This window comes from Sporocytophaga myxococcoides DSM 11118 (assembly GCF_000426725.1).
GTDB lineage: Bacteria > Bacteroidota > Bacteroidia > Cytophagales > Cytophagaceae > Sporocytophaga > Sporocytophaga myxococcoides.
On the sequence record NZ_KE384560.1, the window covers coordinates 1,010,846 to 1,036,457 of the forward strand.

Consider the following 25,612-nt stretch of genomic DNA (forward strand, 5'->3'; position numbering starts at 1 on the left):
AAATTTCATTTTTTAAAGATTTCAGTATTTTATGCTTAGGATTTTTTTATAAGAACCAAAAACTTTTATTTTTGTGGGGTATAATCTAACTAAAGATTCATGAGCGTACTAGTCAATAAACAGTCCAAAGTGATAGTGCAGGGTTTTACAGGCTCTGAAGGAACATTCCATGCCGGTCAGATGATCGAATACGGAACAAACGTTGTTGGAGGAGTAACTCCGGGTAAAGGCGGCACTAAACATCTTGAAAAACCTGTATTCAATACAGTGGAAGATGCAGTTAAAGAAACAGGTGCTAATGTTTCTATAATTTTTGTACCTCCGGCTTTCGCGGCAGATGCTATTATGGAAGCTGCTGATGCAGGTATCAAAGTAATCATATGTATTACAGAAGGAATTCCAGTAAAAGATATGATTAAAGCAAAAGAATATATCAAAGGAAAGAATCTTACGCTTATCGGACCTAACTGTCCTGGAGTAATGACTCCTGGAGAAGCTAAGGTTGGTATAATGCCAGCATTTATTCATAAACCAGGTAAAATAGGTATCGTGTCTCGTTCCGGTACATTAACTTATGAAGCAGTAGATCAACTATCTAAAGTTGGTTTGGGACAATCTACCTGTATCGGTATTGGTGGAGATCCTGTAATTGGAACTACTACTAAAGAAGCCGTTAAACTTTTAATGGACGATCCTCATACAGAAGGTATCATTATGATCGGTGAGATTGGTGGAAGCATGGAGTCAGAAGCTGCTAAATGGATCAAAGAAAATGGTACTAAACCAGTTGTTGGTTTCATTGCTGGTCAGACTGCTCCGGCAGGTAGAAGAATGGGACATGCTGGTGCTATCGTTGGTGGTGCAGATGATACTGCTGCTGCAAAAATGAAAATCATGAAAGATTGCGGACTGTTTGTGGTTGAGTCTCCTGCTGATATTGGAGAGACAATGCTAAAGGCGCTTCAAAAAAGCAAAGCAACTGCTTAAAACATAAAGAGGCTGTTTCATTGAAACAGCCTCTCTTTTTTATTTCCCAAGCATATTGTCTTTAAGGTCCTCATCTGCCGGATCATCACCAAGCCAGATTGTGAATAGCAATTTTTTAAAATCAAGTCCTTCCACCTGAGTTTTTAGCTTCCCGTTTTTATAAAGTTTTACACCGGAGCCAGGTAAATAGATAATATCAATCAAGTCTTTATTATGGATCTCTTCCTTAAAAGCCTGCAATAACTGATCAATTTTTGACTTATATGGTGCTGTATTGCCCTTAGTAGCTTTTTCAAAGCCTTCTTTAATGGACTCTTCCATTTTTTTATTTGTAATCTTATCAGATATAACATACATTCTAATGGCTTGAGGAGCATCCTGATTGATTATAGATTTAGGATCTTTATTTTTTTCTTTTAAATAGAGGGCGCCAACATAAAGGTCAAATATGTATTTGGTTCTCACTCCGGCTCCATTAAGCTGGAGCTTGCCCTTTTCTGTATCAATAGAAGATGGAACATCCACTCCTTCGATTTTTGTCTGAGCATGGCTTTTAAAGGGCAGAAGACTTAAAATGCCAATGAAAAAAAGTATCTGATTTTTTGTCATATTCTTAGTCAGTTTTAATAATAATAGCAGTTAGGATATTTTGTTTGATTCGATGATTTTAATTAAAAATCTGATTTAATTTGAATTATGAAAGCAGAGGAACTAATTAACCAACTAAAGCTGGAAAAGCATCCCGAAGGAGGTTATTTCAGAGAGATATACAGAAGTGAGTCTGAAATTCCAGAGTCAGCCTTATCTAAAGATTATTCAGGGAAAAGAAATACTGCAACGAGTATCTATTTTTTACTTACAGATAATGAGTTTTCAGCCTTTCATAAAATTAAATCAGATGAAATTTGGTATTTCCATCAAGGAAACTCTGTGGAAATTTATATGTTATCTCCAGAAGGTCTGGACGTTAAAAAGCTAGGTGTACAAATTGGAGACCAATTTCAATTGCTTATACCAAAAAATACCTGGTTTGGAGCCAAAGTAGTTGGAAAAGGATATACTCTTGTTAGCTGTATGGTGGCCCCAGGGTTTTCTTTTGATGATTTTGAACTCGGAAAAAGGGAAGATTTACTGAAATTATTTCCAGAGCAGGCTACTATAGTCAAGGAACTTTCAAGGTAAGTTGCAAACAAAGCTTTTCTGAATTTCTTCAAAACCAGTATTATTTTTCACCTCATCTTCCTGAGCAGTTTGAAAAATAAGACCTAATGTTCTGCCTTTGCAATTGAAGCAGACAATTTGTCCAGAATGTTTCAGCCCGGATAATTGTGTGATGAATCCTGTGCTTGAAACTTGAAAATGCCCAAGATTTTTAATTGGTTGGATTTCATTAAACAGAATCCCCGTATTTTTATAAAAAGAATTTTGAGACAGCTGTTTTTTGAGAAGCAATAAAAACTCTTCTTTGCTTACCTCCTGGTTAATCCAGCTTAGAGTAAACATGCCACTCTCATTCATCCCTTTTTTTTCACAGGTAAGGAAAAATCCAAGTGTATCATTTATGCTTTCCGATTGCGTAATCACCCAGCCCTCTGGAATGGTAAAAGAAACTCCGTGTTCAGCGAAAGTGTTCTTTTGTGGCTCTTTGCAGGAAACGAGGACTAGAACGAAAAAAGCCCAAACTAAGGAATTTTTCAATTTTTGCATCTGTTGAATAATTGACATAAAATATTAATTGGTCTTTATTTCTATAAAATGAAACTGCTGAAACTAATTTTGGTTTTCTCGCTATTTTTCGGAGTTAATTACTTCTCAAAAATTAATAGTTCCTCGATACAAAGTTCATTATCAAAAAATCGAACTATGTCTAGCTATTCATTATTTAAACAAATCAGCAGATTTACGGCTCTTACCTTTCAATAGTGAATTTCCGATAATACCTTTGGATTTCTATTTATACATGAAAGATGATAACCTTTAGATTAGGCGGAGTTCCGGAGCATTTTAATTTACCTATTCATTTAGCTAAGCAAAGCGGAAAATTTGAAGAAGCTGGCATTGACCTTGTCTGGACAGATTTTCCTGGAGGTACCGGAGCAATGTGCTCTGCTCTTAAGGAAGATCAGATTGATTGCGCAATATTGCTTACCGAAGGAATCACAGCCGATATCGTAAAAGGAAGTCCTCTTAAAATTCTTAAAGTATATGTGGAGACTCCATTAATTTGGGGGATTCACGTCTCTGCAAGTTCGCCATATATCAACATTGATCAGCTGGAAGGTAAAAGGTATGCAATAAGCAGGCAAGGGTCAGGTTCTCATCTTATGTCCTATGTAGATGCAGACCAAAGAAACTGGAAGATTTCAGAATCTCAGATGGTTGTGGTTGGTAATCTTGAAGGTGCAAGAACTTATTTATCAGAAGATAAAGCAGATATTTTTTTATGGGAAAAATATATGACCAAACCATTAGTTGATGCAGGTGAATTCCGAAGAATAGGAGAAAGGCTCACCCCATGGCCTTGTTTTGTATTTGCTGCATCAGAAAACTTTATCGAAAAGCATGGTTCCATACTAACAACATTTTTTAAAATTGTTAATAAATCAGTAGAAACTTTCATGCAAAACCCTGAAGCGTCGAATATGGTCTCAGAACGATATTCATTGAAGAAAGAAGATGCAAAGCAGTGGTTTGAAAGTACAAAGTGGAATATTGAAAATGGTATTGATGTAAAAATTCTAGATAATATTCAGGAATGGCTATATAGATTGCATATAATTTCTGCTAAAAAAATATCGACTCAATTGATTTTTAAGTATTAAATATCCGCTCAATACTTTTATAAATGGATGCCCTTAATTAATTTTGGGTACAACTTTTAAGTTTAAATAATTCAAATTTTTAACAAACAAAACTGATTTTTAAATCATGAAACAAAATTTTAGAAAGCTACTTATTGGTGGAACTCTTGCTCTATTTGTAGGGATGACATTGGTTGGATGTAAAAAGGATGATGATAATGGTCCTGTTGTGTCAAATGGAAAAGCTACGATTATAGGATATCTAAAAGCTGAACTAAACACTAATAATGGAGATTTTGAGCCGGCAGCAAATGTTAAAGTTCAGGCTATTATTAATTCAGCGGATCTTGTAACTAATCCTGATCCGAATAAAGACTATCCAAATATTGTGTACAACACAGTAACTGATGTGAATGGAAAGTATACATTCAATGTAGATGCGAATGGAAGATCAGTTGATGTAAGAATCATACCTCAGGATTTTGAAGCAAAACAAAACAACAATGGGGACGAAAGAGCGATGATTTACAAATTTCCTGGATCATTCTATGTATCAGATGACGTTTATGCAGGAACCATCACTTATGAGAATTACAGAGTTTATGATGAATATGTAAAGGCTAATTTTTAATCTGATTTTTTAAGCAAATAATAATGAAAAAAATAATCCTAGTAGCATTGCTGGCTATATCAGCATGCAAACTTGCGACTGCTCAGGAAACAGCAGCAAGTCAGGAAACTGTTGAATTAAGATCAAAAAGAGGTGTTTTAATTTTACCAAAAAAGGGAGAATATGCTATAGGATTCTCTGCTGATCCAGTTTTGTTGTACCTGGGTAATTTCTTCAGTGGAGGTAACCAAGCTCCAGCAGTTGATTACCCTAGTGGCTTCAGTAATACAGTATTAGGAGGCAGAATTGGTAATGCTTTCACTGGTAAATATCTTCTTGATGATCATACTGCTGTTAGAGCAAGATTCCAGTTTAACTTTACTAAGGCAACTAATAAATACATCGTTGCGGCAAATAATGATGGTACGGCAAATAACCTTGCGCCTCAGTTTGCGGAAGATAAAGTAACCATAAGAAATAACGCAGTATTGCTGGCTTTAGGACTCGAAAAAAGAAGAGGAGCGAGCAGAGTTCAGGGAGTATATGGAGGAGAAATACTTTTAGGATTCAATAAGGTAAAGGAAAAGGCTGATTATGGAAATGGAATGGGAGCAAATTTCCCAACACCAGTTTCTTATGAAAATGCTTATAACAGGATTCCAGGAGCAGATTCTACTACTTCAAGATGGACAGAATACAATCATGGAGCTACATTTTTTGCTGGTGTTAGAGGATTTGCCGGAATCGAATATTTCTTCGCTCCAAAGATCTCCTTAGGCGCTGAATTTGGTTATACATTAGGTTTTGCCAGCAAAAAAAGCGATTCTGTAAAGCTTCAAGCAATGAATAATACAAGCGGAAATGCAGTAGAATATGAAGCGAAACCAACTCCAAACAATTCAACAGGAATTAATAACTTTGGATTAGGATTGGATAATTTTAATGCTAATCTGAACCTACATTTCTATTTTTAATAAGAAATAATCAGTAATACTTAAAGCTGTCCTCAAAGGCAGCTTTTTTTATTTCCCGACAATTAATGTTATCCGCAAATGATTGAAGCTGCTGCAGGAAGGGCCATTGGATAGTCAAGTCGATATTTTACCCTACATTTGGTACCATTATCAAAGAGTTGGACACTATCGGTGTAAAATACTGCATCTCCAACATGTGGATTATTAGGACTAGACCACTCCATCATCCAAACGGTTATACATTTAGTTCCCAGTGGCAGGCTATGTATGATCACCTCATTTTCTCCCGGTTGTGCATCAAGGGAAATTCTTGCAAAAAATCCGGAGAAAGCTCCAGCCATTCTTGTTTCTGATGATGAAATATCCATTGTGGTGGTTGAAGAGAGTATAGTTTCCATTTTAAATTCTTTTATTAAGAAAACTGGTGGAAAATTAAAAAAGTTAAAAGTGTTACTTCAGCTAATAAAAAAGGCTGACCATTAAACTGGCCAGCCTTTTGTTTAAAGTCTGAATTCTTTGTTATTTCGCGTAGCTTACAGCTCTCATTTCTCTGATTACGGTTACCTTAATCTGACCAGGGTACTGCATGTCGGTTTCGATTTTTTTCGATATATCGAAAGATAATGTTCCTGCTTTTTCATCAGAAACATTTTCAGCATCAACCATTATTCGCAGCTCTCTACCAGCCTGAATAGCATAACATTTAGTAACTCCATCAAATGAAAGCGCCAGTTCTTCCAATTCTTTAAGTCTTCTGATGTAAGACTCCATAACTTCTCTTCTTGCTCCAGGTCTGGAACCGCTGACGGCATCACAAACTTGAATTATTGGAGAAAGGAGTGAGGTCATTTCAATTTCATCGTGGTGTGCACCAATGGCATTACAGACTTCAGGACTTTCCTTGTATTTTTTAGCAAGTTCCATTCCGAGGATTGCGTGAGGCAATTCTGGTTCTTCAGGAGAAACTTTTCCGATATCATGAAGAAGTCCGGCTCTTTTTGCAAGTTTGGCATTAAGGCCAAGCTCGGCTGCCATAGTTGCAGCTAATTTGGCAACTTCTCTGGAGTGTTGAAGAAGATTTTGACCATATGAAGATCTGAAACGCATTCTCCCCACCATTTTAATCAATTCTGGGTGTAAACCGTGAATTCCAAGATCTATAACAGTACGCTCCCCGATTTCAATAATTTCTTCCTCTATATTTTTGAAAGTTTTGGCAACAACCTCTTCAATTCTGGCAGGGTGAATTCTTCCATCCTGAACAAGTCTGTGCAACGAAAGTCTTGCAACTTCTCTTCTAACAGGGTCAAAACCACTGATAATAATTGCCTCAGGGGTGTCATCTACTATGATTTCAACTCCGGTAGCAGCCTCTAGAGCTCTGATATTTCTACCTTCACGACCAATGATTTTACCTTTAATATCGTCACTTTCAATGTTGAAAATGGAAACACAATTTTCAATTGCATTTTCTGTAGCAGTTCTTTGAATCGTTTCAATAACGACTTTTTTAGCTTCTTTGGTAGCGGTAAGCTTAGCTTCGTCAACAATGTCTTTGATATAAGAAGATGCCTTGGAACGAGCTTCATCTTTTAGAGCTTCTACCAAATTTTGTTTTGCTTCTTCAGCAGTAAGATTGGCAATTTTCTCAAGTTTGGTAACTTGAGAAGCTTTCATTTTTTCAAGCTCATCTTTTCTTTTGTTGATGATTTCCATCTGAGCAGAAAGGTTTTCTTTCATACTTTCCAATTCTGCTTCTTTTCTAGAATTGGTTTCCAGCAATTTTGAAAGATTTCCTTCTCTTTGTTTCAGCTTGTTCTCATTTTGAATAATGATGTTCTTTTTCTTGTTAGCTTCCTCTTCAAATTCCGCTTTGATTTTCAGATAGTTTTCTTTAGCCTGGAGAATTTTTTCTTTCTTGATGCTTTCTCCTTGAATTTCAGCTTCCTTAATAATTAATTGTGATTTAGCCAGTGCTTCTTCCTCATGTTTTTTGAAGACCTTCATGAGAAGGAATCTGCCAATTGCAATCCCTGCTCCCAGGAATACAATTGCAGTTATAATATAAAATAGAACATCTACCATTTTTTTGGTTTTAGGGTTTATTAAAAAAGGCAGAAGGGGAAATGAAAAAGTTTTCTAACTTTTAAGTAAAAATAATAGATCAGAAACAGGGATTCTAAATCAGATACCAGTGTTTGAAATTAGGTTGTCCAAACGGGTTATTTTGGACTCTAATTCATTTATATACTTTTGGTTTTCAGCATCTGTCCGCAGTCCTTCAGCAAAACAGTCAAAAGCGACCATTGCCAAAAGATCCTGCTTGTCATCTATTCCAAACTGATCCCTATACATTTTAATTCTTTCATTAATCAATCTGCCGGCGATTCTAAGTCGCTCTTCTTCAGCAGCATCTACACGCATTGGGTATTCCCTTTCTGCGATTCTGATTTTTATCGAAAGTTCTCCCATTCAGGGATTTATGATCTTTAATTATTCACTTAAATGTGCTATACACTTATCAATTTCTCTAATATACTCGTTAATTTTCAGCTTTAATTCTGAAGGATTATGAGCATCCTCTGCAATTGACGATACAATTTTACTAATTTTCTCTTGATTTTGAAAGTTTTTTATCTCTTGATTTTGGCGTTCGATTACCGCTTTTAAGTCTTGATTTTCTCCTTTAATCCTAATCAATTCAGTTTTGGCCGAATGCAGCTCCTGTAACACGCTTTCGATTTTATGCTCAAGAAAATCAAGTTTTACCAATAATTCCCGCTTATCCTTCATTAATTACTTTCTGATAATTGCTCCAAGGTCTTTTTCAAATGAATCCATGAGTTTTTGCATGGTTTGATCAATAACTTTATCTGTAAGTGTCTTTTCATCGTCCTGAAGATAAAAACTTACAGAATAAGATTTTTTGTTGTCTCCCAAATTTGCACCTTCATATACATCAAAGACGTTAATCTCCTGTAAAATCTTCTTTTCTTTACTCTGAGCAAGTTGTTTAATCTGTTCAAAAGTAACTCCTTTGTCTATAACTAATGAGAGATCCCGTCTTACTTCTGGGAATTTGGAAATTTCCTGATATACAGTAGTTTCAGATAGTAGATTTAAAAGAAGTGCAGCATCGAAGTCTGCATAGTAAACAGATTGTTTTAAATCAGTTGCCTTCAATATTTTATCCGCAATTTTCCCGAACTGAATTAAAGTTTTACCTTTGATTTGATATTCAAGGCCTTCAGAGAAGTAATTACTTGAAATTGTGTTAACAGTTGTTCCTTTAATATTGAGTTTTTCAATAATTCTATGAATGAAGTTTTTCAGTGTAAAGAAATCAGAGGGAGCATCTTTTGCTATCCATGATTCATGATGTTGGTTTCCTGTAATAAATAATGCAAGACGATCTTTTTCAGTATAGCCCTTCTCAGTTTTAAAATATGTTTTTCCAAACTCGTAGAATTTCAGGTCTTTTTGCCTTCTATTCACATTGTAAGCAATGACTTCAAGGCCTGAGAAGAGCAATGTTTGGCGCATTACCCCCAAATCTTCACTAAGTTTATTCAAAATCAATACAGGATTGTCACTATTTTCAACCAGTTTTTGATAACTTTCTTTTGTAAGAGAATTTGTAATTATTTCAGAAAATCCTGCTCCTGCAAGCAAATTACCAAGTTTGCCATGAAGTTTTGCTTTATCTTTTTTAGGGAAATCAGCAATGTAATCTGTCTTGATTTTCGGATCAATTTCAATATTATCGTATCCGTAAATTCTTAAAACCTCTTCAACTATATCAGCTTCTCTCTGAACATCAACTTTAAAAGGAGGTACTGAAACCTTAAGACTATCTCCTTTAACTTCAAGTATCTTGATTCCAAGATTTGAAAGAATTTCTACAATTGTATCAGGTGAAATCTTTTTACCAATCAATCTATGGATATAGGAAAATGAAGTTTCTATCTCAAAGTTTTGAATAGGACTAGGGTAAATATCAATCAAATCTGAAGCGATTTCTCCGCCAGCTACTTCCAGGATGAGGTTTGCAGCTTTTTTCAGAGCCTCAACAGTCATATTAGGATCTGTTCCTCTTTCAAATCTGAAAGAGGAATCTGTTTTTATTCCATGATGTTGAGCTGTTTTTCTCACATAATCCGGAGAGAAATAAGCACTTTCAAGGAAAATGGCTGTAGTGTCAGATTTTACACCTGAATCTAATCCTCCAAATACTCCTGCAATACACATTGGTTCGTTTGTATTGCAGATCATAAGATCTTTGGAAGTTAGTTTTCTTTTATTTCCGTCTAAAGTAACAAATTCGGTACCTTCTGTTGCAGTTTTAACTTTAACAGTATTTCCAACTTTGGCAAGATCAAACGCATGAAGTGGTTGGCCAAGATCATGCAGTATAAAATTGGTGCAGTCAACAATATTGTTAATCGGAGAGAGGCCGATAGACTTCAATCTGTTCTTAAGCCATTCAGGAGATTCTTTTACTGATATGCCTTTTATGATGATGCCTGAATATCTTGGGCAAGCTTCTGAGTTTTCGACAGAAACATTGATAGCATGTTTTTCTTTTTGAGCCGGTAAAGACTTTTCTTCTCCTTTGCAAATTTCTCTTTTCAAAAGAGCTCTCAAATCTCTTGCAACACCGAGGTGAGAAGCTGCATCAGCACGATTTGGAGTTAGGCCTATTTCAAAAGTATAATCATTTTCGACTTTGAAATATTCAGCAGCAGAAGTGCCAAGGGGCAGTTCAGTCTGAAGTACCATAATGCCATCATGAGATTTGCCTAACCCGATTTCATCTTCTGCGCAAATCATTCCTTCTGAAACTTCGCCTCTTATCTTTGCTTTGCTGATTTTAAACGGTTCGCCTTCAGTAGGGTATAAGGTCGCACCGACAGTTGCTACAATTACCTTTTGTCCTTCTGCAACATTTGAAGCCCCGCAAACGATTGGCAGAATTGTGCCATTTCCGATATCAACAATAGTTTTCTTTAATTTGTCTGCGCCCGGGTGTTTTTCACAGGTTAAAACCTTACCTATTACGATGCCATTAAGGCCTCCCTTTATGCTTTCAAACTTTTCAATTCCTTCAACTTCTAAACCTGATTTTGTAAGCAGAGTACCTATTTCTTCAGCAGGTTCGGTAAGTTGAATAAACTGCTGTAGCCAATTATATGAAATTTTCATTTGTAAATTTTAACCTTGAAATGTGGAATCTGTAAAATTACTTAAAACACTTATTTCTCCTGAGGCTTTTCCCATATTTTTTCGCCGGCAGGAATTTCTATGTCCAAATGGTTTTCCGGCGGCGGTAGAGGACAGCTGTATTTATAACTGTACACACAAAATGGATTGTATGCAAAGTTGAAGTCAATTACAGCGTGTTTTTTATCAGTTATTTTTAAGTCAAGGTATCTACCTCCACTATAAGTTTCCCCTCCATTGGTTTTATCAGAAAAAGGAATAAAAGCGTTTAGTTCATTGTTTGATGAATCTTTTGAAATTAGAAGAGTTAGCTGTAAAGGCTTTTTTTCTAAAGTAAAGGAAGCTGTGGCAAATTTTTTATAAGTGTCTTTTCTACCATCATTTCTGGTGATTGTAATTTCTGAAGAATCGGAAAGGGGGTAGAGTTCTGCCTCTACTTTATACTTAGTATTAGGTATAAAATAATTTAGCGTTGTGAAAGCTTCTTTATCCTCAATTGGAGAAAATGGAGAATGTTTGAAAAAGTCATTCCTCTGTCTCCTGTAATCCTCTACATTTTGCTTATAGCTCGTTTTAATATTGCTAAACACAAAAGAAAGAATAACTAATACTAAAGCAACACCCATCCCAGTCCAAAGGATGTGCTTAGTTTTTATTGTATCAAAGTTTGTCTTCATCTGCAAAACTATAATATTCATGATCAGTAAAGATCAGGTGGTCCAGAACAGGGATTTCCAGAAAAGACCCTGCCTGTTTTAATTTACGGGTTAACGAAATATCTGCCTCGCTTGGTTTCAGGTTGCCGCTGGGGTGATTGTGGACTAGGATGATAGCACTTGCAAGATGCTCAAGCGCATGTTTATATATCATTTTGGGATCTGCCACAGTTCCAGCAACGCCACCTGAGCTTATAAAAACTTTTTTTATAACATCATTGGATCTGTTGAGTAAAATAATCCAAAACTCCTCATGCTGAAGATCCAGCAGATGTGGTTTCATTAAATCAAATGCATCCGATGCACAGGTTATTTTTTCCCTCTTATTTTGACCTGCCTCTTTTCGTCTCCTACCAAGTTCAAGTGCGCTTATGATTGTAATAGCTTTAGCTTCGCCGATTCCTTTGAATTTTTGTAAATCTTTGATACTCAGTTTCGCGAGGTTATTAAGATTGTTGCTACATCCATTTAGAACTAGCTTTGCCACATCCACAGCACTTAAAGATACCGTTCCCGACCCTAATAATATTGCCATTAATTCTGCATCTGAAAGAGATTCTTTTCCTTTCAGAATTAGCTTTTCTCTAGGCCGATCTTCTTCAGCCCAACTTAAAATTTTTAAATATTTAACGTCTTCCATAGCTATTGAAAAAATTTTGGTTAAATATAAAAATAAAAGCCTTGTACAAGGCTCTGTACAAGGCTTTTTTATAAACTAATTTATTTTTTGTTACTTACGGCAAATTAAGCTAAAGCTGCAACGTGTTTTGCAAGAGCCGACTTTTTGTGCGCAGCATTATTTTTGTGAATAATGTTTTTCTTTGCAAGTTTGTCGATCATTCCCGAAACTTCTTTTAATAGTTCCTGAGCTTCAGTTTTATCTGTAGTGTTTTTTAATCTTTTGATAAAAGTACGAGTGGTTTTAGCCTGATATTTGTTTCTTAAAGCTCTAGCCTCGTTAGCTCTTATTCTTTTTAAAGCGGATTTATGATTAGCCATCTTATTTTTAATTCTTATATTAGACTTTTCCTAAATAGGATTGCAAAGATACGACTATTTTGAGAAAAACAAAAACTTTGTAAATATTTCCTTTATTTTCACATCATCAAAATTCAGCTATGAGATTTTTACTATCTACTATCGGGTTTCTGACTTCTAACTATTTGTTCGCCTGGGGCTTTTATGCCCACAAAGAAATTAATCGCCTGGCAGTTTTTGCTCTGCCAGAGGAATTAATGGCTTTTTATAAGCCTCATCTTACTTATCTTCAAAATCAGGCCGTATTGCCGGATAAAAGGAGGTATATAATAAAAGAGGAGGCTTGCAGGCATTATATAGATATAGATGTCTATGAAAGTTATAATAAAAACATTCCGGAAGGGTGGGAGCAGGCAAAAGAAGTTTTTACAGAGGACACTCTTTTAAAGCATGGGATCGTGCCTTGGCAGATTTACAAAATGACATTTCAACTTAAAAATGCTTTTCAGGAAAAGGACATTGAAAAAATACTTAAAGTCTCGTCCGAGCTAGGGCATTATATAGCTGACTCAAATGTGCCACTTCATACAACAAGCAATTATAACGGACAAAAGACCAATCAGCATGGGATTCACGGCCTTTGGGAAAGCCGAATTCCTGAACTGTTTTCTGAAAAGTATGATTTTTTTGTAGGACGGGCTTTGTATATAAATGATTTGAGATCTTTAATTTGGGATAATGTTTGGATAGCTCACGCGGCTGTTGATTCAGTCCTTTCATATGAAAAGCAAGCCACTATTGAAATTCCGGAGGATCAGAAATATTCATTTGAAGAACGCGGGACTGCAACAATTAAGGTTTATTCCAGGAAGTATTCCTCTTATTATGATAATCTCCTCGCAGGAATGGTCGAAAGACAAATGAGAAATTCGATATTAATGGTTGCATCTGTATGGTATACCTGTTGGAGAAATGCGGGGATGCCTGATCTGAAGAATGAACATAATATTCCTGAATCGCCCGCTAAACAAGAAAAGGAGGAGATTGCTGAAGTGCCTTCTGATTGTAATCACTGATTAAGCAAAAAGGCCGCAATCCGCGGCCTTTTGTTTTTTATTTGACAAGTTTTTTATACTTGATCCTTTTTGGGGCAGTATCACCAAGCCTCTTTTTCTTATTTTCTTCGTAATCTGAATAGTTTCCTTCAAACCACTGTACATGCGAATCTCCTTCAAATGCCAGGATATGTGTTGCTATTCTATCAAGGAACCATCTGTCGTGTGAGATAATAACAGCACAACCTCCGAAGTTTTCAAGTGCTTCTTCCAGAGCTCTGATTGCATTCACATCAAGGTCATTGGTAGGTTCATCGAGTAACAGAAGGTTTGCACCTGTTTTAAGTGTCAATGCAAGATGAAGTCTGTTTCTTTCTCCACCTGAAAGTATGCCTGCTTTTTTCTCCTGATCAGATCCAGTGAAGTTAAATTTGCTTACATAAGCTCTTCCGTTGATTTGCTTTCCTCCAAGGTTGATAAATTCAGTGCCACCAGTGATAGTTTCAAATACACTTTTTGAAGAATCAAGGTTAGCATGTTCCTGATCAAGATAGCCAATGTCAACAGTGTCACCTACGTCAAATGTACCGGCATCAGGTGTTTCAGCTCCAGTGATAAGCTTGAAAAGTGTAGTCTTACCAGCACCGTTAGGTCCGATGATTCCTACAATACCACCTTGAGGAAGTGAGAACGAAAGGTTTTCGAAAAGAATTTTATCTCCAAATGCTTTTGAAACATTATTAACTTCTATAACCTTGCTTCCAAGCCTCTGTCCTGGAGGGATGAAAAGCTCCAGTTTATCTTCTTTCTGTTTTGCTTCTTCTCCCAATAATTTCTCGTAGGAACTGATACGGGCTTTAGACTTTGCCTGCCTTGCTTTAGGAGCCATACGAACCCATTCGAGTTCGCGCTCCAATGTCTTTTGTCTTTTAGATTCAGATTTTTCTTCCTGAGCTAAACGGCTTTTCTTTTGCTCAAGCCAAGACGTGTAATTACCTTTCCATGGAATACCTTCGCCACGGTCTAGTTCAAGGATCCAACCTGCAACATTGTCAAGGAAGTATCTATCGTGAGTTACTGCGATAACAGTACCTTTATATTGTTGTAAATGCTGCTCAAGCCACTGAACTGATTCTGCATCCAAGTGGTTGGTAGGCTCATCAAGAAGCAATATATCTGGCTCTTTAAGAAGTAATCTGCAAAGTGCTACTCTTCTTTTTTCTCCACCCGACAGATTACCTATTTTAGCTTCTCCCGGAGGACATCTCAAGGCATCCATTGCTCTGTCAAGTTTACTATCCAGATCCCAAGCGTTAAATTGATCCAGCTTTTCTTGCACCACACCTTGCTTTTCAATAAGCTTAGTCATTTCATCATCGCTCAAAGGCTCTCCGAATCTGAGATTGATCTCTTCAAATTCTTTTAACAGATCCACAACTTCCTGCACACCTTCTTCGACAATTTCTTTTACAGTTTTCTCTGGGTCGAGCTTTGGTTCCTGTTCAAGAAATCCTACAGAATACCCAGGAGAAAAGGCAAGATCGCCTTGAAAGTCTTTGTCTATACCTGCTATGATTTTAAGGAGTGTAGATTTTCCTGAACCGTTAAGTCCGAGTACACCTATCTTTGCTCCATAAAAAAAAGAAAGGTATATATCTTTAATAATCTGTCTCTTTGGGGGAATGATTTTGCTCACTCCGGCCATTGAAAAAATAATGGTTTCGCTCATTAAACTCAGTTTAAACTTGTTGTGAAAAACAAATATCAGAAAATTTTATTGAAAACGGATATAGTGCAATGAGAAACAATCTATGGTATATAAGGTTTAAAGTATAAAATGAATAGATTAACTTATTAATTCTGCGAATTAGCGAGAATGGGTTAGACGGCAAATTTTTTATAAGACAACTTTTTCAAAAGTCACTCGTAGGACGGAGGAAATATAATTACCTCATAATCTTATAGAAAATTTGTTTATTATAATAAAATAAATTTTATTTTTGCGAAAACAAAATTAGGAATAGACTATGTACTGGACATTAGAATTGGCTTCTTACCTGGAAGATGCTCCCTGGCCTGCTACCAAAGACGAATTGATCGACTTCTCAATTCGTTCCGGAGCGCCAATGGAAGTTGTTGAAAACCTTCAGGAACTGGAAGATGATGGTCAGCCTTATGAAAGTATTGAGGAAATCTGGCCGGACTATCCGACCAAAGATGATTTCTTCTTCAATGAAGACGAGTATTAAAAATTGCCTATACTTGAAGTTAAGGGCCTTTCATTAGGCTTTGAAGGAAAGTTAATAATAGAAGGAATTTCTTTTGCTATTGGAAAACCTTCTTTTGTGGCAATTATCGGTCATAACGGTTGCGGTAAAACGACATTTTTCAAGTCTTTGATACAATCTCACCCATATAAGGGTGAGATTTTTCTTTTTGATCAAAAAGTAAATAAGAGTCAAACAAGTCCTCGACAAATTGCAATTCTTGAACAAAGAAATCTGGTTAATTTTCAGATTAAGGTAAAGGATGTTGTTGTAATGGGTCTTTTTAGGGGAAAAGGTTTTTTTGAAAATTATACAGCCTTAGATTATGAACGGGTTCTAGAGATATTGGAGTTTCTGGGGAGGCCAGACCTTTATGAAAAGGATTTCGACCATTTGTCCGGTGGAGAGCAACAGCTTGTCTGGATTGCCCAGATGATGATCCAGGAAGCTGAGATTTATCTTTTGGATGAGCCCACTCAGTATCTTGATCTTTATTATAAAAAAGTAATTTTTGATTTAATGGGTGATTGGGTGAAAAAATTTAATAAGACAGTCTTCTGTATCACGCATGATCTGTATTACCTGGAAAAAATGGATGGGTATCTGTTGAATTTTTCACAACCAGATCCAAAACCACAGGTATTAAACAATGAGTGCCTAGAAAAAAATATTGATTTAATTTTACGGAGAAAGCCTAATAGAACTTTTTGAGAAGAGCCTCTGCAATAATCAAATCTTCAGGAGTAGTTATTTTGATATTTTCATAGCCACCTTCCACCAGTGAAATCTTGTGACCTGCATGTTCAAATACTGTAGCGTCATCAGTAAAAGTTGACAATTCTTCGGTTTCAAAAGCCTTCTTCAGTAAAGTGAGATCAAAGCATTGCGGTGTTTGAATGCATTTGTACAAGCTTCTATCCACAGCTTCAGACTCATTTCCTTTTAGTATTCTCAGAGAATCTTTGGAGTTCACCGCAACAATTCCGCTACCATAAGTTTCAGCGGATTTAAAGGCATTTTGAATGATATTCTTACGGATCAAAGGCCTTACCCCATCGTGAATGGCAACGAGTCCGCGTTCTCCCTGGATATGAGCTAAGCCATTTTTTACAGACTGGAATCTTGTATTTCCTCCAGGTACGATCTCCAATGGCAAGTTAAAATGGTGATCCTGGCACAGATGGTTCCATGCAGAAATCTGAGAGGAGGGCAGTACCAGTATGATTGTAATTTTAGAGTCGTAGAAAAAAAAGTTTTTGACGGTATGCATCAAGATTGGAAGACCGCTCAGTGGAATAAACTGCTTTGGCACTTCGCTGTTCATTCTGGTGCCGCTCCCTCCAGCGACAATGATGGCATATTTTGGCAAAACTTCCATAAAGAAAAAACATCCGACATTCCTGTCGGATGTATATATTTAAAATAGTTTTTTACCTATAAAATAAGCATTGCATCACCATAGCTAAAGAATCTGTAGCGTTCTTTGATGGCAGTTTTATAAGCTTTCATTACCAGGTCGTATCCACCAAATGCACATGTAAGCATAAGTAGAGTGGACTCTGGCATATGGAAGTTAGTAAGCAAAGCATTAGCAATTTTGAAATCGTAAGGAGGGAAGATGAATTTGTCTGTCCATCCCTGATTTGGCTTTAGTCTGTTATTTGCAGAAGTAGATGATTCAAGGGATCTTACGGATGTTGTTCCGATTGCACAAACACGTCTTTTATTATCAAGAGCGCCATTCACCAATTTTGCAGTTTCTTCACTTACTACAAAATTTTCAGAATCCATTTTATGTTTTGTAAGGTCTTCAACATCTACAGGTCTGAAAGTTCCCAACCCAACATGTAGTGTTATAGGAGCAAAGTTAACGCCTTCGATTTCCAGACGCTTCATTACCTGCTTGGTAAAATGAAGGCCAGCAGTCGGAGCAGCTACGGCACCTGTGTGTTCAGCATAGATGGTTTGATATCTATCGCGGTCTGCAGGTTCAGCTTTTCTTTTGATATATTTTGGAAGAGGAGTTTCTCCAAGGCTGTCAATAGTTTTGTAAAATTCCTCATCTGTACCATCGAACAGGAATCTGATAGTTCTACCTCTTGATGTAGTATTGTCGATAACCTCTGCTACCAGATCACCATCTCCGAAATAAAGTTTGTTTCCAACTCTGATTTTACGTGCAGGATCAACAAGTACGTCCCAAAGATGTGCTTCCTGATTTAATTCTCTAAGAAGGAAGACTTCGATTTTAGCACCTGTTTTTTCTTTATTTCCATAAAGACGAGCAGGGAATACTTTAGTATTATTGATGACCATTACATCGCCTTCGCCGAAGTAGTCAACAATGTCTTTGAAAATTCTGTGCTCAATAGTTCCGTCAGCACGATTTACAACCATTAGTCGTGATTCGTCTCTGTTTTCTGCAGGGTAAAGAGCAAGTAATTCTGAAGGTAGGGTAAACTTAAATTCTGAGAGTTTCATTTGTTAATATTACGGTATTAAATTTAAAATAGGGCCTGCAAAGATAACAATTGTTTTGATTTTCGATTCAGCCAAAATTTTTTTTGTTTAATTAACTTTAACAGGGTGTAAATTCTGGAATAATATAAAACAGGGTAGGGAAATTGAAATTAATGGAAGTGAGTGATTTAACTAAATTTCTATAAAAGCAAAAAGCTGAACACTACGGCTCAGCTTTTCGATTATGAATAAATAGATAGGTTGTTCTTGTTATTTAACTTTTTCTGCTTTCTCTGCTTTTTCTGCCTTCGTAGGTTTAGCAGGTGCTGGAGCTGGTTCTTCTTCTCCTTTTTTCTTATCGTCAAGAACGTCAGATGATTGCATGATTTTAGCTCTGATTTTTGCATCAATCTCTTCCATAAGCTCAGGATTGTCTGAAAGAATTTCTTTTACAGCATCTCTTCCCTGACCTAATTTATTTCCTGAGTAAGAGAACCATGATCCTGACTTTTGAATGATTTCAAGTTCAACACCCAGATCAATTATTTCACCCACTTTAGAAATACCTTCTCCATACATGATATCAAACTCAACAACTTTGAAAGGAGGTGCCAGCTTATTTTTTACAACTTTTACCTTGGTCCTGTTCCCAATAATATTTTCAGCACCTTCTTTAATCTGACCTATACGACGGATATCAAGTCTTACTGAAGCATAGAATTTCAGGGCATTACCACCTGTTGTAGTTTCAGGGTTACCGAACATAACACCGATTTTATCTCTCAGCTGGTTGATGAATATACAGCAGCAACCTGTTTTGTTAATAGCTCCAGTAAGTTTTCTAAGTGCTTGTGACATTAATCTTGCCTGTAAGCCCATTTTGCTATCTCCCATTTCACCTTCAATTTCGCCCTTTGGAACTAGTGCTGCTACTGAGTCAATTACAATGATATCAATAGCTCCTGATCTAATAAGGTGTTCAGCAATTTCAAGAGCTTGTTCACCATTGTCGGGTTGAGAAATAAGAAGATTTTCAGTGTCTATTCCCAGCTTCTCTGCATATACTTTGTCGAACGCGTGCTCTGCATCTATAAATGCAGCAAGACCGCCTTGCCTTTGAGCTTCTGCAATGCAGTGCATTGTCAGTGTCGTTTTTCCTGAAGATTCAGGTCCGTATATCTCAACTATCCTTCCACGAGGCAAACCACCGATACCTAAAGCAAGATCAAGTCCAAGTGAACCGGTTCCAATTGCAGGAACATCGGTAACTTTTTCATCACTTAACTTCATTACGGTACCTTTTCCGTAAGTTTTTTCCAGCTTATCTATTGTCAGCTGCAGGGCTTTTAGTTTTTCGGCTTTGCTCATGTGAATGATTAATATTTATGCAATATTACAGCTTGCTAAAATAATTAGCAAGAAATATTAAAATTTTATTTTTTTGTTTTAAAGTAGCTGGTATTTAATAAGATGTGTTTGTTAAAATTTTTAACAAAGTAATTAAATGTAAAAGTTCCTTTAGGAAGAATTTTCATTTGTAAGTGAAAATTAAAAATTTTAGTCCGGATCTCTAAAATTTGCTTTGAAAAGTTATTCACAAAGGAAAAAATGTAAAATGAAGAGTGCAATGAAACTATTAAGCGATTTTTTAGATTTACAACGAAAATGAATAAGAGCTCAATAAAAATCAAAAAGGTTCTAAAATACTTTTTTTTAGGGTTGATCAGTATATTGATACTGTTTCTGACTTTTTATTATAAAGAATTGATCTACGGCGTTGGTCAGGCAAGGGGACAAATCTCTATTATATGGAATACCAGACCTGTAAGTGAAGTTTTAGCGGATGGTGATATAGCTGATTCCATTAAGCAAAAAATAAGACTTATAGATGAGATCAAGGCGTTTGCCAAAGATTCTCTTGGGCTTGATGTTAAAGATCAGTATACCTCATTCTATGATCAGAAGGGAAAACCTATTTTATGGATTGTAACTGCTTCTGAACCATTTGATTTGAAGGCGTTCGAGTGGTCATTCCCGATTGCCGGAAGTTTTTCTTATAAAGGTTTTTTTGATTATGAAAAGGCTGTGGCAGAAGAAAGAAAAATGATGGAAAAAGGATTTGATACGTCAATAGATGAAGTAGGGGCATGGTCTACTCTTGGTTTTTTCAGTGATCCTATTTTATCCGGAATGTTGGATAAAAGTCCGGGCGCACTGGCTGATCTTTTTATTCACGAACTTACGCATAGCACGTTATATGCAAAAGATAATGTCGAATTCAATGAAAACTTGGCTAGTTTCGTTGGATATGAGGGAGCTTTATTATTTCTTAAATCTAAATATGGACCAGACTCTCCAGAATTGAAAGATTTTCAAAAGTCAGAAGAGGTTTCGGATAAGTTTGCTGACCTTGTTCTTGCTCATTCAGATTCTCTAAAAAGATTTTATAAATCATTAGGATCGGCAATGTCTTTGCAAGAGAAAATTAAAAGGAAAGAAATTTATATGACTAGGGTAACAACTATCTTCAGGGACTTTTTAATTTCTAATGGGAAAAAAATAAGGAAGAAGAAAAATGTCAACAATACTTTTTTCTTGGATTATCAAAGATATTTATCTAAACAGGATGAATTTAAAATTGAGTTGAATACTAAATTTAATGGTAATTTTAAAAGGTATTTGGATCATTTGAAAAAGCGATATCCTCTACTGTAAATTTTGAAAGTAAATAATAGAGATCTCGTTGGTTCTTTTACCATATTAAGTAGCATGAAAAATAAATTACTTTTTTTGATTTGTCTTATTCCATTTCTGGTCGGATTTGTAGGATCTTCTTTGCCTATTTCCAGAGAAATGCCTTATGGCCCCAATGAAGTGTTGGAATACAGAATTCATTATGGTTTTATGAATGCCGGTGAGGCGCGCATAGAAGTGCACCCTAAACTTTATCTGGTAAATAATAAAGTTTGTTATAAGGCCACAGTAACTGGAAAATCAACCGGAGCTTTTGATTTTGCATTAAGAATCAGAGATCAATGGGGAACTTATATTGATACCACCACAATGAATCCACAGAGAGCGTTTCGTACAATTGAAGAAGGAAAATACCGGTTAAAGGAATATGCTTACTTTGATTACAAAAATAATCAGGTAAATCTTGAAAGGGAGACAAAGGGAAATAAAAAAGAGACAAGAGTGTATTCTATTACTGATGATGTGCAGGATATAATAAGTGGCTATTATTTTCTCAGAACGATAAATTACAATGCTCTCCATTTGAATGATACCATTACGGTGAATGCTTTTTTCGAAGATAAACTTTATAATTTTTCTGTGAAGTATCTTGGAAAGGGGCAGGTAAAAACAAAATTCGGATCTATTAATGCAATAAAACTATCTCCTATAATGCCTGAAAATCAATTATTTGAAGGTGGTAATTCTATTCGACTTTGGCTTTCGGATGATAAAAATAAAATACCTCTAAAGGTAGAGGCAGATATGGTTGTCGGAGCTGTTGAGATTGATTTAAAAGGGTATGAGGGACTTAAGCACCCTATTTGTTTTAAGTAACACTGATTTCTCCTGCCAATTGCTTAAATTTATGCAAAAGTTTTACTGTGAACTTCGATGAATTTCAATAAATATTATACGAGTCTGTTGCTGTTTTTCTTATTTATCAGTCATTTATCTATAGGTAAGGGAGTGACGGTAACAGGAGAATTTAAAAATTCTGGTAAAAATCCTTATGTATTTCTTTTCAGAATATTTGGTCCCGAAATAGCAAAATTAGATTCTGCTAAACTGAACAACGGCCAGTTTTCATTTAAGTTTAAAAACGCCCTTCCCCGTGGATTTTATAGAATAGGTGTTTCGGAAGAAAATTCCTTTGTATGTATTTTAGGAGAGGAAAATGTTTCTGTATCAGCAGATTTAAATAATATTCCTGCCGGTTTGCATATAGATAAAAGTAAGGAAAACGAGGGATATATTCTGTTTCTGAGACGCAACAATGAATATCAGCAACACCTAGCTAAACTTGATAAAGAAGCTCAGCATATTATGGCCCAAAATGCTTATAATTCTGAAAATTATTCGGTAGAAATAAAAAAGCTGCAAGTAAAGCTAGATTCTTTAAACAGAGATCTTAATAGTTTCTATAAAGAAATTGCTAAGAATTATGATGGATATTTTATCGGAAAGTTGGGTAATGTTTTCCATACTGATGACTCTACTTCCAGAGAAAATTTTTTTACGTCTTCAGATTTTAAAGACGATGAATTATCCAGAGGTGATATGCTTTCAACAAAGATTTCTATGTACTTACAGCGTTTTGTTGAGCCCAACATTGAAGAATATAAACTTGCAGCAAACAGGATCATGTCTCTCACGCTTCCAGGGTCACCACAAAGAGAAATTGTTTATAGTACATTTATAAAAATATTTTTACCACACGATCAATCTACTGCCAGGTCCCTTGCAGTGGCTTATGAAAAGGAATTTCCAAAATCTCCTTTTGCGACAAAATATATCAAGACTATTCCCAAAGGAGCACCAGCAGTAGGAGAGGATGCTCCAGATATTAAACTTACAGATCCTACAGGAAAAGTAATTGCTCTTTCGTCTTTAAAGGGGAAGGTGGTATTGTTGGATTTCTGGGCTTCCTGGTGCGGTCCATGCAGAAAGGAAAATCCTAACGTGGTTAGGGCTTACGATATATATAAAGATAAAGGATTCACTGTTTACAGTGTATCTTTGGATAATAATAAAGATAATTGGACTCAGGCAATTTTGAAAGATGGATTGAAATGGGAATCTCATGTTTCTGATTTAAAAGGCTGGCAGTCATCTGCAGCTCAGCTTTATGGAGTAAGAGGTATTCCCGCTACTTTTCTTTTAGACAAAGAAGGCAAGGTGGTGGCAACTAATTTAAGAGGTGAAAGCCTTGTAAATATGCTGGAATCTCTTTGTAAATGATTTTATATGAATTGATATGAGTAAGAATAACAAGGTACTGGTAGTAGATGATGAACCTGATATACTGGAACTTCTTCAGTATAATCTGGAAAAGGAGGGATATGAAGTGCGTACTGCTCCCAGTGGTATGAAAGGGATAGAAGTGGCGAAGGAATTTCTTCCTCAGTTAATTCTTTTGGATATCATGATGCCTAAAATGGATGGGGTTGAAACATGTAGAAGGATAAAGGAAATTACTAAGCTAAAAGATGTTTTTATAATATTCCTTACTGCCAGGTCTGAAGAATATTCTGAAGTAGCTGCGTTTGATGCAGGTGCTGATGATTATCTTACCAAACCTATAAAACCACGGGCTTTAATGAGCCGAGTATCGGCTTTTTTCAGAAGAGATTCAAAGAATAAAATTGAACACGAATCTGTTAAAATTGGCAGACTTATTATTGATAGATCAAGTTACGTTGTAAAGAAAAATGATGAGGAAATAGTACTGCCTAAAAAAGAGTTTGAATTGCTTTATTTTCTAACACAGCATCCTAATACCGTATTCAGCAGAGATGATCTGTTGAAAAAAATCTGGGGTACAGATGTCTTTGTTGTCCCGCGGACCGTCGATGTGCATATCAGAAAGGTGCGCGAGAAAATTGGAGAGGATTACATCAAGACTGTAAAAGGTATCGGATATAAATTTGAGAACATTGATTAGTGATGTTATCTAATTCTAAAATCCTCCCAGCCTTGCTGGCATTTTGGTCCGGATTAATAACAGTTTGCTTCTTTTCATTCTATAGTAATTCTGGCCAGCTCTATATTTGGAGTGCAGCTCTAATAGTTTTTGTAATAACCTATCTGCTCTATTATTTAGTGTTTGAGCATTTGATTTTTACAGAAATCCATAAGCTTTATACACTGCTCACTAAGGTAAAAAAAAAGGACTATCAACTAACCAAAGGAGAACTTGTAAAAGTGGATGATCCACTTTCTAGGCTGCATGAGGAGATTGTTGATTTTGCATCAAGAAAGGAGCAGGAAATTACAGAATTAAAAAAGCTAGAAACCTTTCGAAGAGAGTTTTTGGCTGATGTGTCCCACGAATTAAAAACCCCTATCTTTGCAGCTCAAGGTTTTATTCATACTTTGATTGATGGAGCTATTGAGGATGAAGGTGTGAGGGATAAATTTCTTACGAAAGCTGCAAATAATCTGGACAGTCTTAATGTTCTGGTAGAGGACCTGCTTACAATTTCTCAATTAGAAATAGGGGAAATAAAAATGCAATGTCAAAATTTTGACATTCATAGGCTTGCAGAAGATATATTTGAGCAGCTGGAGGAGACAGCTGAACGAAGGGGGGTAAAGCTTCGGTTTCACAAACATACGCCCAGATCATGTTATATCTATGCAGATAAATACAGAATAGGACAGGTACTCACTAATCTCATAGTAAATGGTATAAAGTACGGCAAGGAGAGGGGTAACATTACTGTTTCCTTTAATTACCAGAATGATTATGTATTTGTCTCTGTTCAAGATGACGGGCCAGGAATAGAATCAAGGCATTTAAACAGAATTTTTGAGAGGTTCTACAGAGTAGAGAAAAGCAGATCAAAAGACAAAGGCGGAACCGGGTTGGGGTTGGCCATAGTAAAGCATATTTTGGAAGCCCACGACTCCAAAATTTATGTGTCAAGTATAATGGGAGAAGGTACAATATTCTCTTTTAAATTAAGAAAAGGAAAAGTAATTAATGAAAAGGGCTAGTTTTAAAGACCTGATAATTTTTGAAGACGAGGAGTATTTATTGATCAATAAACCTCCATATATATCCACTCTGGAAGATAGAGATGCCACAAAGACAAATATTCTTGAAATGGCAAGAGAAATCTATCCGGAAATTAAGGTTTGTCATCGACTTGACAAAGAAACTTCTGGCGTGCTTGCATTGGCAAAGACTCCGGAAGCATACCGTCACTTGTCTATCCAATTTGAAGATAGAAATGTAACAAAGCAGTATCACGCCGTTGTGGATGGCGTACATGAATTTGATGGTGTCGATGTTTATTTGCCTATTTATGCTAGTTCGGATGGTATAGTGAAGATTGATAGACAAAAAGGAAAAATTGCAGAGACGATATTTAATACAATAGAGGTATTCAAAAAACATACATTAGTAGCATGTTATCCAATAACTGGCAGGATGCACCAGATCAGGATACACCTCACATGTTTAAAAGCCCCTATAACCTGCGATGGACAATATGGGGGGAGGCCTCTTTATTTATCTTCACTAAAGAAGAACTTTAATCTGAAGCATGATACTGAAGAGATGCCCTTAATTCAAAGGGTGGCTCTTCATGCAAGGTCTTTGGAGTTTAAAAATAGCGAAGAAAAGACTATATTTGCAGAAGCTCCTTATCCTAAGGATTTTGAGGTTTTGGTAAAACAATTAAAAAAGTACGCCTAAGGTGCTGATTATGAAATGCTTTTACCGGGTGTGGATAAAGAATTAGAAATTTTTTAGGCAAAGTTGTTTTTGAAAATATAAAGTTATATCTTTGTGTCCCTTTTTAAGG

At 36.0% G+C, this 25,612-nt stretch carries 28 protein-coding genes; 14 read left to right on the forward strand and 14 right to left on the reverse strand.

The window, feature by feature from the left end; all coding sequences use genetic code 11:
• Positions 1 to 99 precede the first annotated feature (99 nt).
• Complete coding sequence (gene sucD, locus K350_RS0122590; RefSeq protein WP_028981851.1) at positions 100 to 987, forward strand: succinate--CoA ligase subunit alpha; 888 nt, start codon at positions 100 to 102, stop codon at positions 985 to 987.
• A 39-nt stretch (positions 988 to 1,026) separates the two neighbouring features.
• Here sucD and K350_RS0122595 read toward each other — a convergent pair whose 3' ends face one another.
• Positions 1,027 to 1,596 carry a chalcone isomerase family protein gene (locus tag K350_RS0122595; protein ID WP_037576645.1) on the reverse strand — a complete coding sequence of 190 codons (570 nt, stop codon included), beginning with the start codon at positions 1,594 to 1,596 and terminating at the stop codon, positions 1,027 to 1,029.
• A gap of 87 nt (positions 1,597 to 1,683) precedes the next feature.
• Here K350_RS0122595 and K350_RS0122600 point away from each other — a divergent pair, with 87 nt between their 5' ends.
• Positions 1,684 to 2,169: a cupin domain-containing protein gene (locus K350_RS0122600; protein ID WP_028981853.1), complete on the forward strand. Its 486-nt coding sequence runs from the start codon at positions 1,684 to 1,686 to the stop codon at positions 2,167 to 2,169.
• On the opposite strand, the gene K350_RS0122605 is transcribed toward K350_RS0122600, so the two are convergent.
• Positions 2,161 to 2,694: a hypothetical protein gene (locus K350_RS0122605; RefSeq protein ID WP_156027157.1), complete on the reverse strand. Its 534-nt coding sequence runs from the start codon at positions 2,692 to 2,694 to the stop codon at positions 2,161 to 2,163. The genes K350_RS0122600 and K350_RS0122605 overlap by 9 nt on opposite strands.
• A gap of 260 nt (positions 2,695 to 2,954) precedes the next feature.
• Between K350_RS0122605 and K350_RS0122610 the strand changes: the two genes are divergently transcribed.
• The 3 genes from K350_RS0122610 (at position 2,955) to K350_RS0122620 (ending at position 5,372) form a co-directional block, all read left to right on the forward strand.
• The gene (locus tag K350_RS0122610) at positions 2,955 to 3,809 is read left to right on the forward strand and encodes a substrate-binding domain-containing protein (RefSeq protein ID WP_028981855.1); all 855 of its coding nucleotides are present in this window, start codon (positions 2,955 to 2,957) and stop codon (positions 3,807 to 3,809) included.
• 106 nt (positions 3,810 to 3,915) lie between these two features.
• Positions 3,916 to 4,419 (forward strand): hypothetical protein, encoded by a 504-nt coding sequence (locus K350_RS0122615; protein ID WP_028981856.1) that lies wholly within the window; start codon positions 3,916 to 3,918, stop codon positions 4,417 to 4,419.
• 23 nt (positions 4,420 to 4,442) lie between these two features.
• A complete protein-coding gene (locus K350_RS0122620; RefSeq protein WP_028981857.1) occupies positions 4,443 to 5,372 on the forward strand; it encodes a hypothetical protein in 930 nt (309 codons plus the stop codon).
• A 68-nt stretch (positions 5,373 to 5,440) separates the two neighbouring features.
• Here K350_RS0122620 and K350_RS0122625 read toward each other — a convergent pair whose 3' ends face one another.
• The 8 genes from K350_RS0122625 to rpsT all read right to left on the reverse strand — a co-directional run bounded on the left by K350_RS0122625 (position 5,441) and on the right by rpsT (position 12,307).
• A complete protein-coding gene (locus K350_RS0122625; protein ID WP_028981858.1) occupies positions 5,441 to 5,770 on the reverse strand; it encodes a hypothetical protein in 330 nt (109 codons plus the stop codon).
• Positions 5,771 to 5,891: 121 nt separating this feature from the next.
• Complete coding sequence (rny, locus tag K350_RS0122630) at positions 5,892 to 7,457, reverse strand: ribonuclease Y (protein ID WP_028981859.1); 1,566 nt, start codon at positions 7,455 to 7,457, stop codon at positions 5,892 to 5,894.
• A 99-nt stretch (positions 7,458 to 7,556) separates the two neighbouring features.
• Positions 7,557 to 7,844 (reverse strand): cell division protein ZapA, encoded by a 288-nt coding sequence (locus tag K350_RS0122635; RefSeq protein ID WP_028981860.1) that lies wholly within the window; start codon positions 7,842 to 7,844, stop codon positions 7,557 to 7,559.
• Positions 7,845 to 7,865: 21 nt separating this feature from the next.
• On the reverse strand, positions 7,866 to 8,165 hold the full coding sequence (locus K350_RS0122640) for a coiled-coil domain-containing protein (protein ID WP_028981861.1): 300 nt from the start codon (positions 8,163 to 8,165) through the stop codon (positions 7,866 to 7,868).
• 3 nt (positions 8,166 to 8,168) lie between these two features.
• Positions 8,169 to 10,574, reverse strand: coding sequence for a phenylalanine--tRNA ligase subunit beta (gene pheT, locus K350_RS0122645; RefSeq protein ID WP_028981862.1), 2,406 nt, complete (start codon positions 10,572 to 10,574; stop codon positions 8,169 to 8,171).
• A gap of 50 nt (positions 10,575 to 10,624) precedes the next feature.
• Positions 10,625 to 11,290: a DUF1684 domain-containing protein gene (locus K350_RS0122650; RefSeq protein ID WP_081671109.1), complete on the reverse strand. Its 666-nt coding sequence runs from the start codon at positions 11,288 to 11,290 to the stop codon at positions 10,625 to 10,627.
• Entirely contained in the window at positions 11,253 to 11,948 is a 696-nt protein-coding gene (gene radC, locus K350_RS0122655) for a RadC family protein (protein WP_028981864.1), read from the reverse strand. The genes K350_RS0122650 and radC overlap by 38 nt, the downstream gene beginning before the upstream one ends.
• Positions 11,949 to 12,052: 104 nt before the next feature.
• Complete coding sequence (gene rpsT / locus K350_RS0122660) at positions 12,053 to 12,307, reverse strand: 30S ribosomal protein S20 (protein ID WP_028981865.1); 255 nt, start codon at positions 12,305 to 12,307, stop codon at positions 12,053 to 12,055.
• Positions 12,308 to 12,426: 119 nt separating this feature from the next.
• Here rpsT and K350_RS29985 point away from each other — a divergent pair, with 119 nt between their 5' ends.
• Positions 12,427 to 13,362 (forward strand): zinc dependent phospholipase C family protein, encoded by a 936-nt coding sequence (locus K350_RS29985; RefSeq protein ID WP_037577028.1) that lies wholly within the window; start codon positions 12,427 to 12,429, stop codon positions 13,360 to 13,362.
• Between the two features lie 37 nt (positions 13,363 to 13,399).
• Here the strand turns inward: K350_RS29985 and ettA are convergent, their stop codons facing one another.
• Complete coding sequence (gene ettA / locus K350_RS0122670) at positions 13,400 to 15,070, reverse strand: energy-dependent translational throttle protein EttA (protein WP_028981866.1); 1,671 nt, start codon at positions 15,068 to 15,070, stop codon at positions 13,400 to 13,402.
• Positions 15,071 to 15,368: 298 nt separating this feature from the next.
• Here ettA and K350_RS0122675 point away from each other — a divergent pair, with 298 nt between their 5' ends.
• Positions 15,369 to 15,590 carry a DUF2795 domain-containing protein gene (locus tag K350_RS0122675; protein ID WP_028981867.1) on the forward strand — a complete coding sequence of 74 codons (222 nt, stop codon included), beginning with the start codon at positions 15,369 to 15,371 and terminating at the stop codon, positions 15,588 to 15,590.
• 3 nt (positions 15,591 to 15,593) lie between these two features.
• Complete coding sequence (locus K350_RS0122680; protein ID WP_028981868.1) at positions 15,594 to 16,319, forward strand: ABC transporter ATP-binding protein; 726 nt, start codon at positions 15,594 to 15,596, stop codon at positions 16,317 to 16,319.
• Here the strand turns inward: K350_RS0122680 and K350_RS0122685 are convergent.
• The 3 genes from K350_RS0122685 to recA form a co-directional block, all read right to left on the reverse strand.
• Positions 16,303 to 16,986 (reverse strand): 2-C-methyl-D-erythritol 4-phosphate cytidylyltransferase, encoded by a 684-nt coding sequence (locus K350_RS0122685; protein WP_028981869.1) that lies wholly within the window; start codon positions 16,984 to 16,986, stop codon positions 16,303 to 16,305. The two genes, K350_RS0122680 and K350_RS0122685, sit on opposite strands and share 17 nt — an antisense overlap.
• A 56-nt stretch (positions 16,987 to 17,042) precedes the next feature.
• Positions 17,043 to 18,089 (reverse strand): tRNA preQ1(34) S-adenosylmethionine ribosyltransferase-isomerase QueA, encoded by a 1,047-nt coding sequence (queA, locus tag K350_RS0122690; protein WP_028981870.1) that lies wholly within the window; start codon positions 18,087 to 18,089, stop codon positions 17,043 to 17,045.
• 249 nt (positions 18,090 to 18,338) lie between these two features.
• Entirely contained in the window at positions 18,339 to 19,436 is a 1,098-nt protein-coding gene (gene recA / locus K350_RS0122695; protein WP_028981871.1) for a recombinase RecA, read from the reverse strand.
• Between the two features lie 297 nt (positions 19,437 to 19,733).
• Between recA and K350_RS0122705 the strand changes: the two genes are divergently transcribed.
• From K350_RS0122705 to K350_RS0122730, 6 genes are all read left to right on the forward strand, one after another.
• The gene (locus tag K350_RS0122705; RefSeq protein WP_037576649.1) at positions 19,734 to 20,783 is read left to right on the forward strand and encodes an aminopeptidase; all 1,050 of its coding nucleotides are present in this window, start codon (positions 19,734 to 19,736) and stop codon (positions 20,781 to 20,783) included.
• A gap of 54 nt (positions 20,784 to 20,837) precedes the next feature.
• A complete protein-coding gene (locus K350_RS0122710) occupies positions 20,838 to 21,638 on the forward strand; it encodes a DUF3108 domain-containing protein (RefSeq protein WP_028981873.1) in 801 nt (266 codons plus the stop codon).
• A 57-nt stretch (positions 21,639 to 21,695) separates the two neighbouring features.
• Positions 21,696 to 23,042, forward strand: coding sequence for a TlpA disulfide reductase family protein (locus K350_RS0122715; RefSeq protein WP_028981874.1), 1,347 nt, complete (start codon positions 21,696 to 21,698; stop codon positions 23,040 to 23,042).
• A 16-nt stretch (positions 23,043 to 23,058) separates the two neighbouring features.
• A complete protein-coding gene (locus tag K350_RS0122720; RefSeq protein ID WP_028981875.1) occupies positions 23,059 to 23,745 on the forward strand; it encodes a response regulator transcription factor in 687 nt (228 codons plus the stop codon).
• Between the two features lie 170 nt (positions 23,746 to 23,915).
• Positions 23,916 to 24,800 (forward strand): sensor histidine kinase, encoded by an 885-nt coding sequence (locus tag K350_RS0122725; protein ID WP_245598688.1) that lies wholly within the window; start codon positions 23,916 to 23,918, stop codon positions 24,798 to 24,800.
• Positions 24,787 to 25,503: an RluA family pseudouridine synthase gene (locus K350_RS0122730; RefSeq protein ID WP_028981877.1), complete on the forward strand. Its 717-nt coding sequence runs from the start codon at positions 24,787 to 24,789 to the stop codon at positions 25,501 to 25,503. Before K350_RS0122725 ends, K350_RS0122730 begins: the two co-directional genes overlap by 14 nt.
• Positions 25,504 to 25,612: the final 109 nt, after the last annotated feature.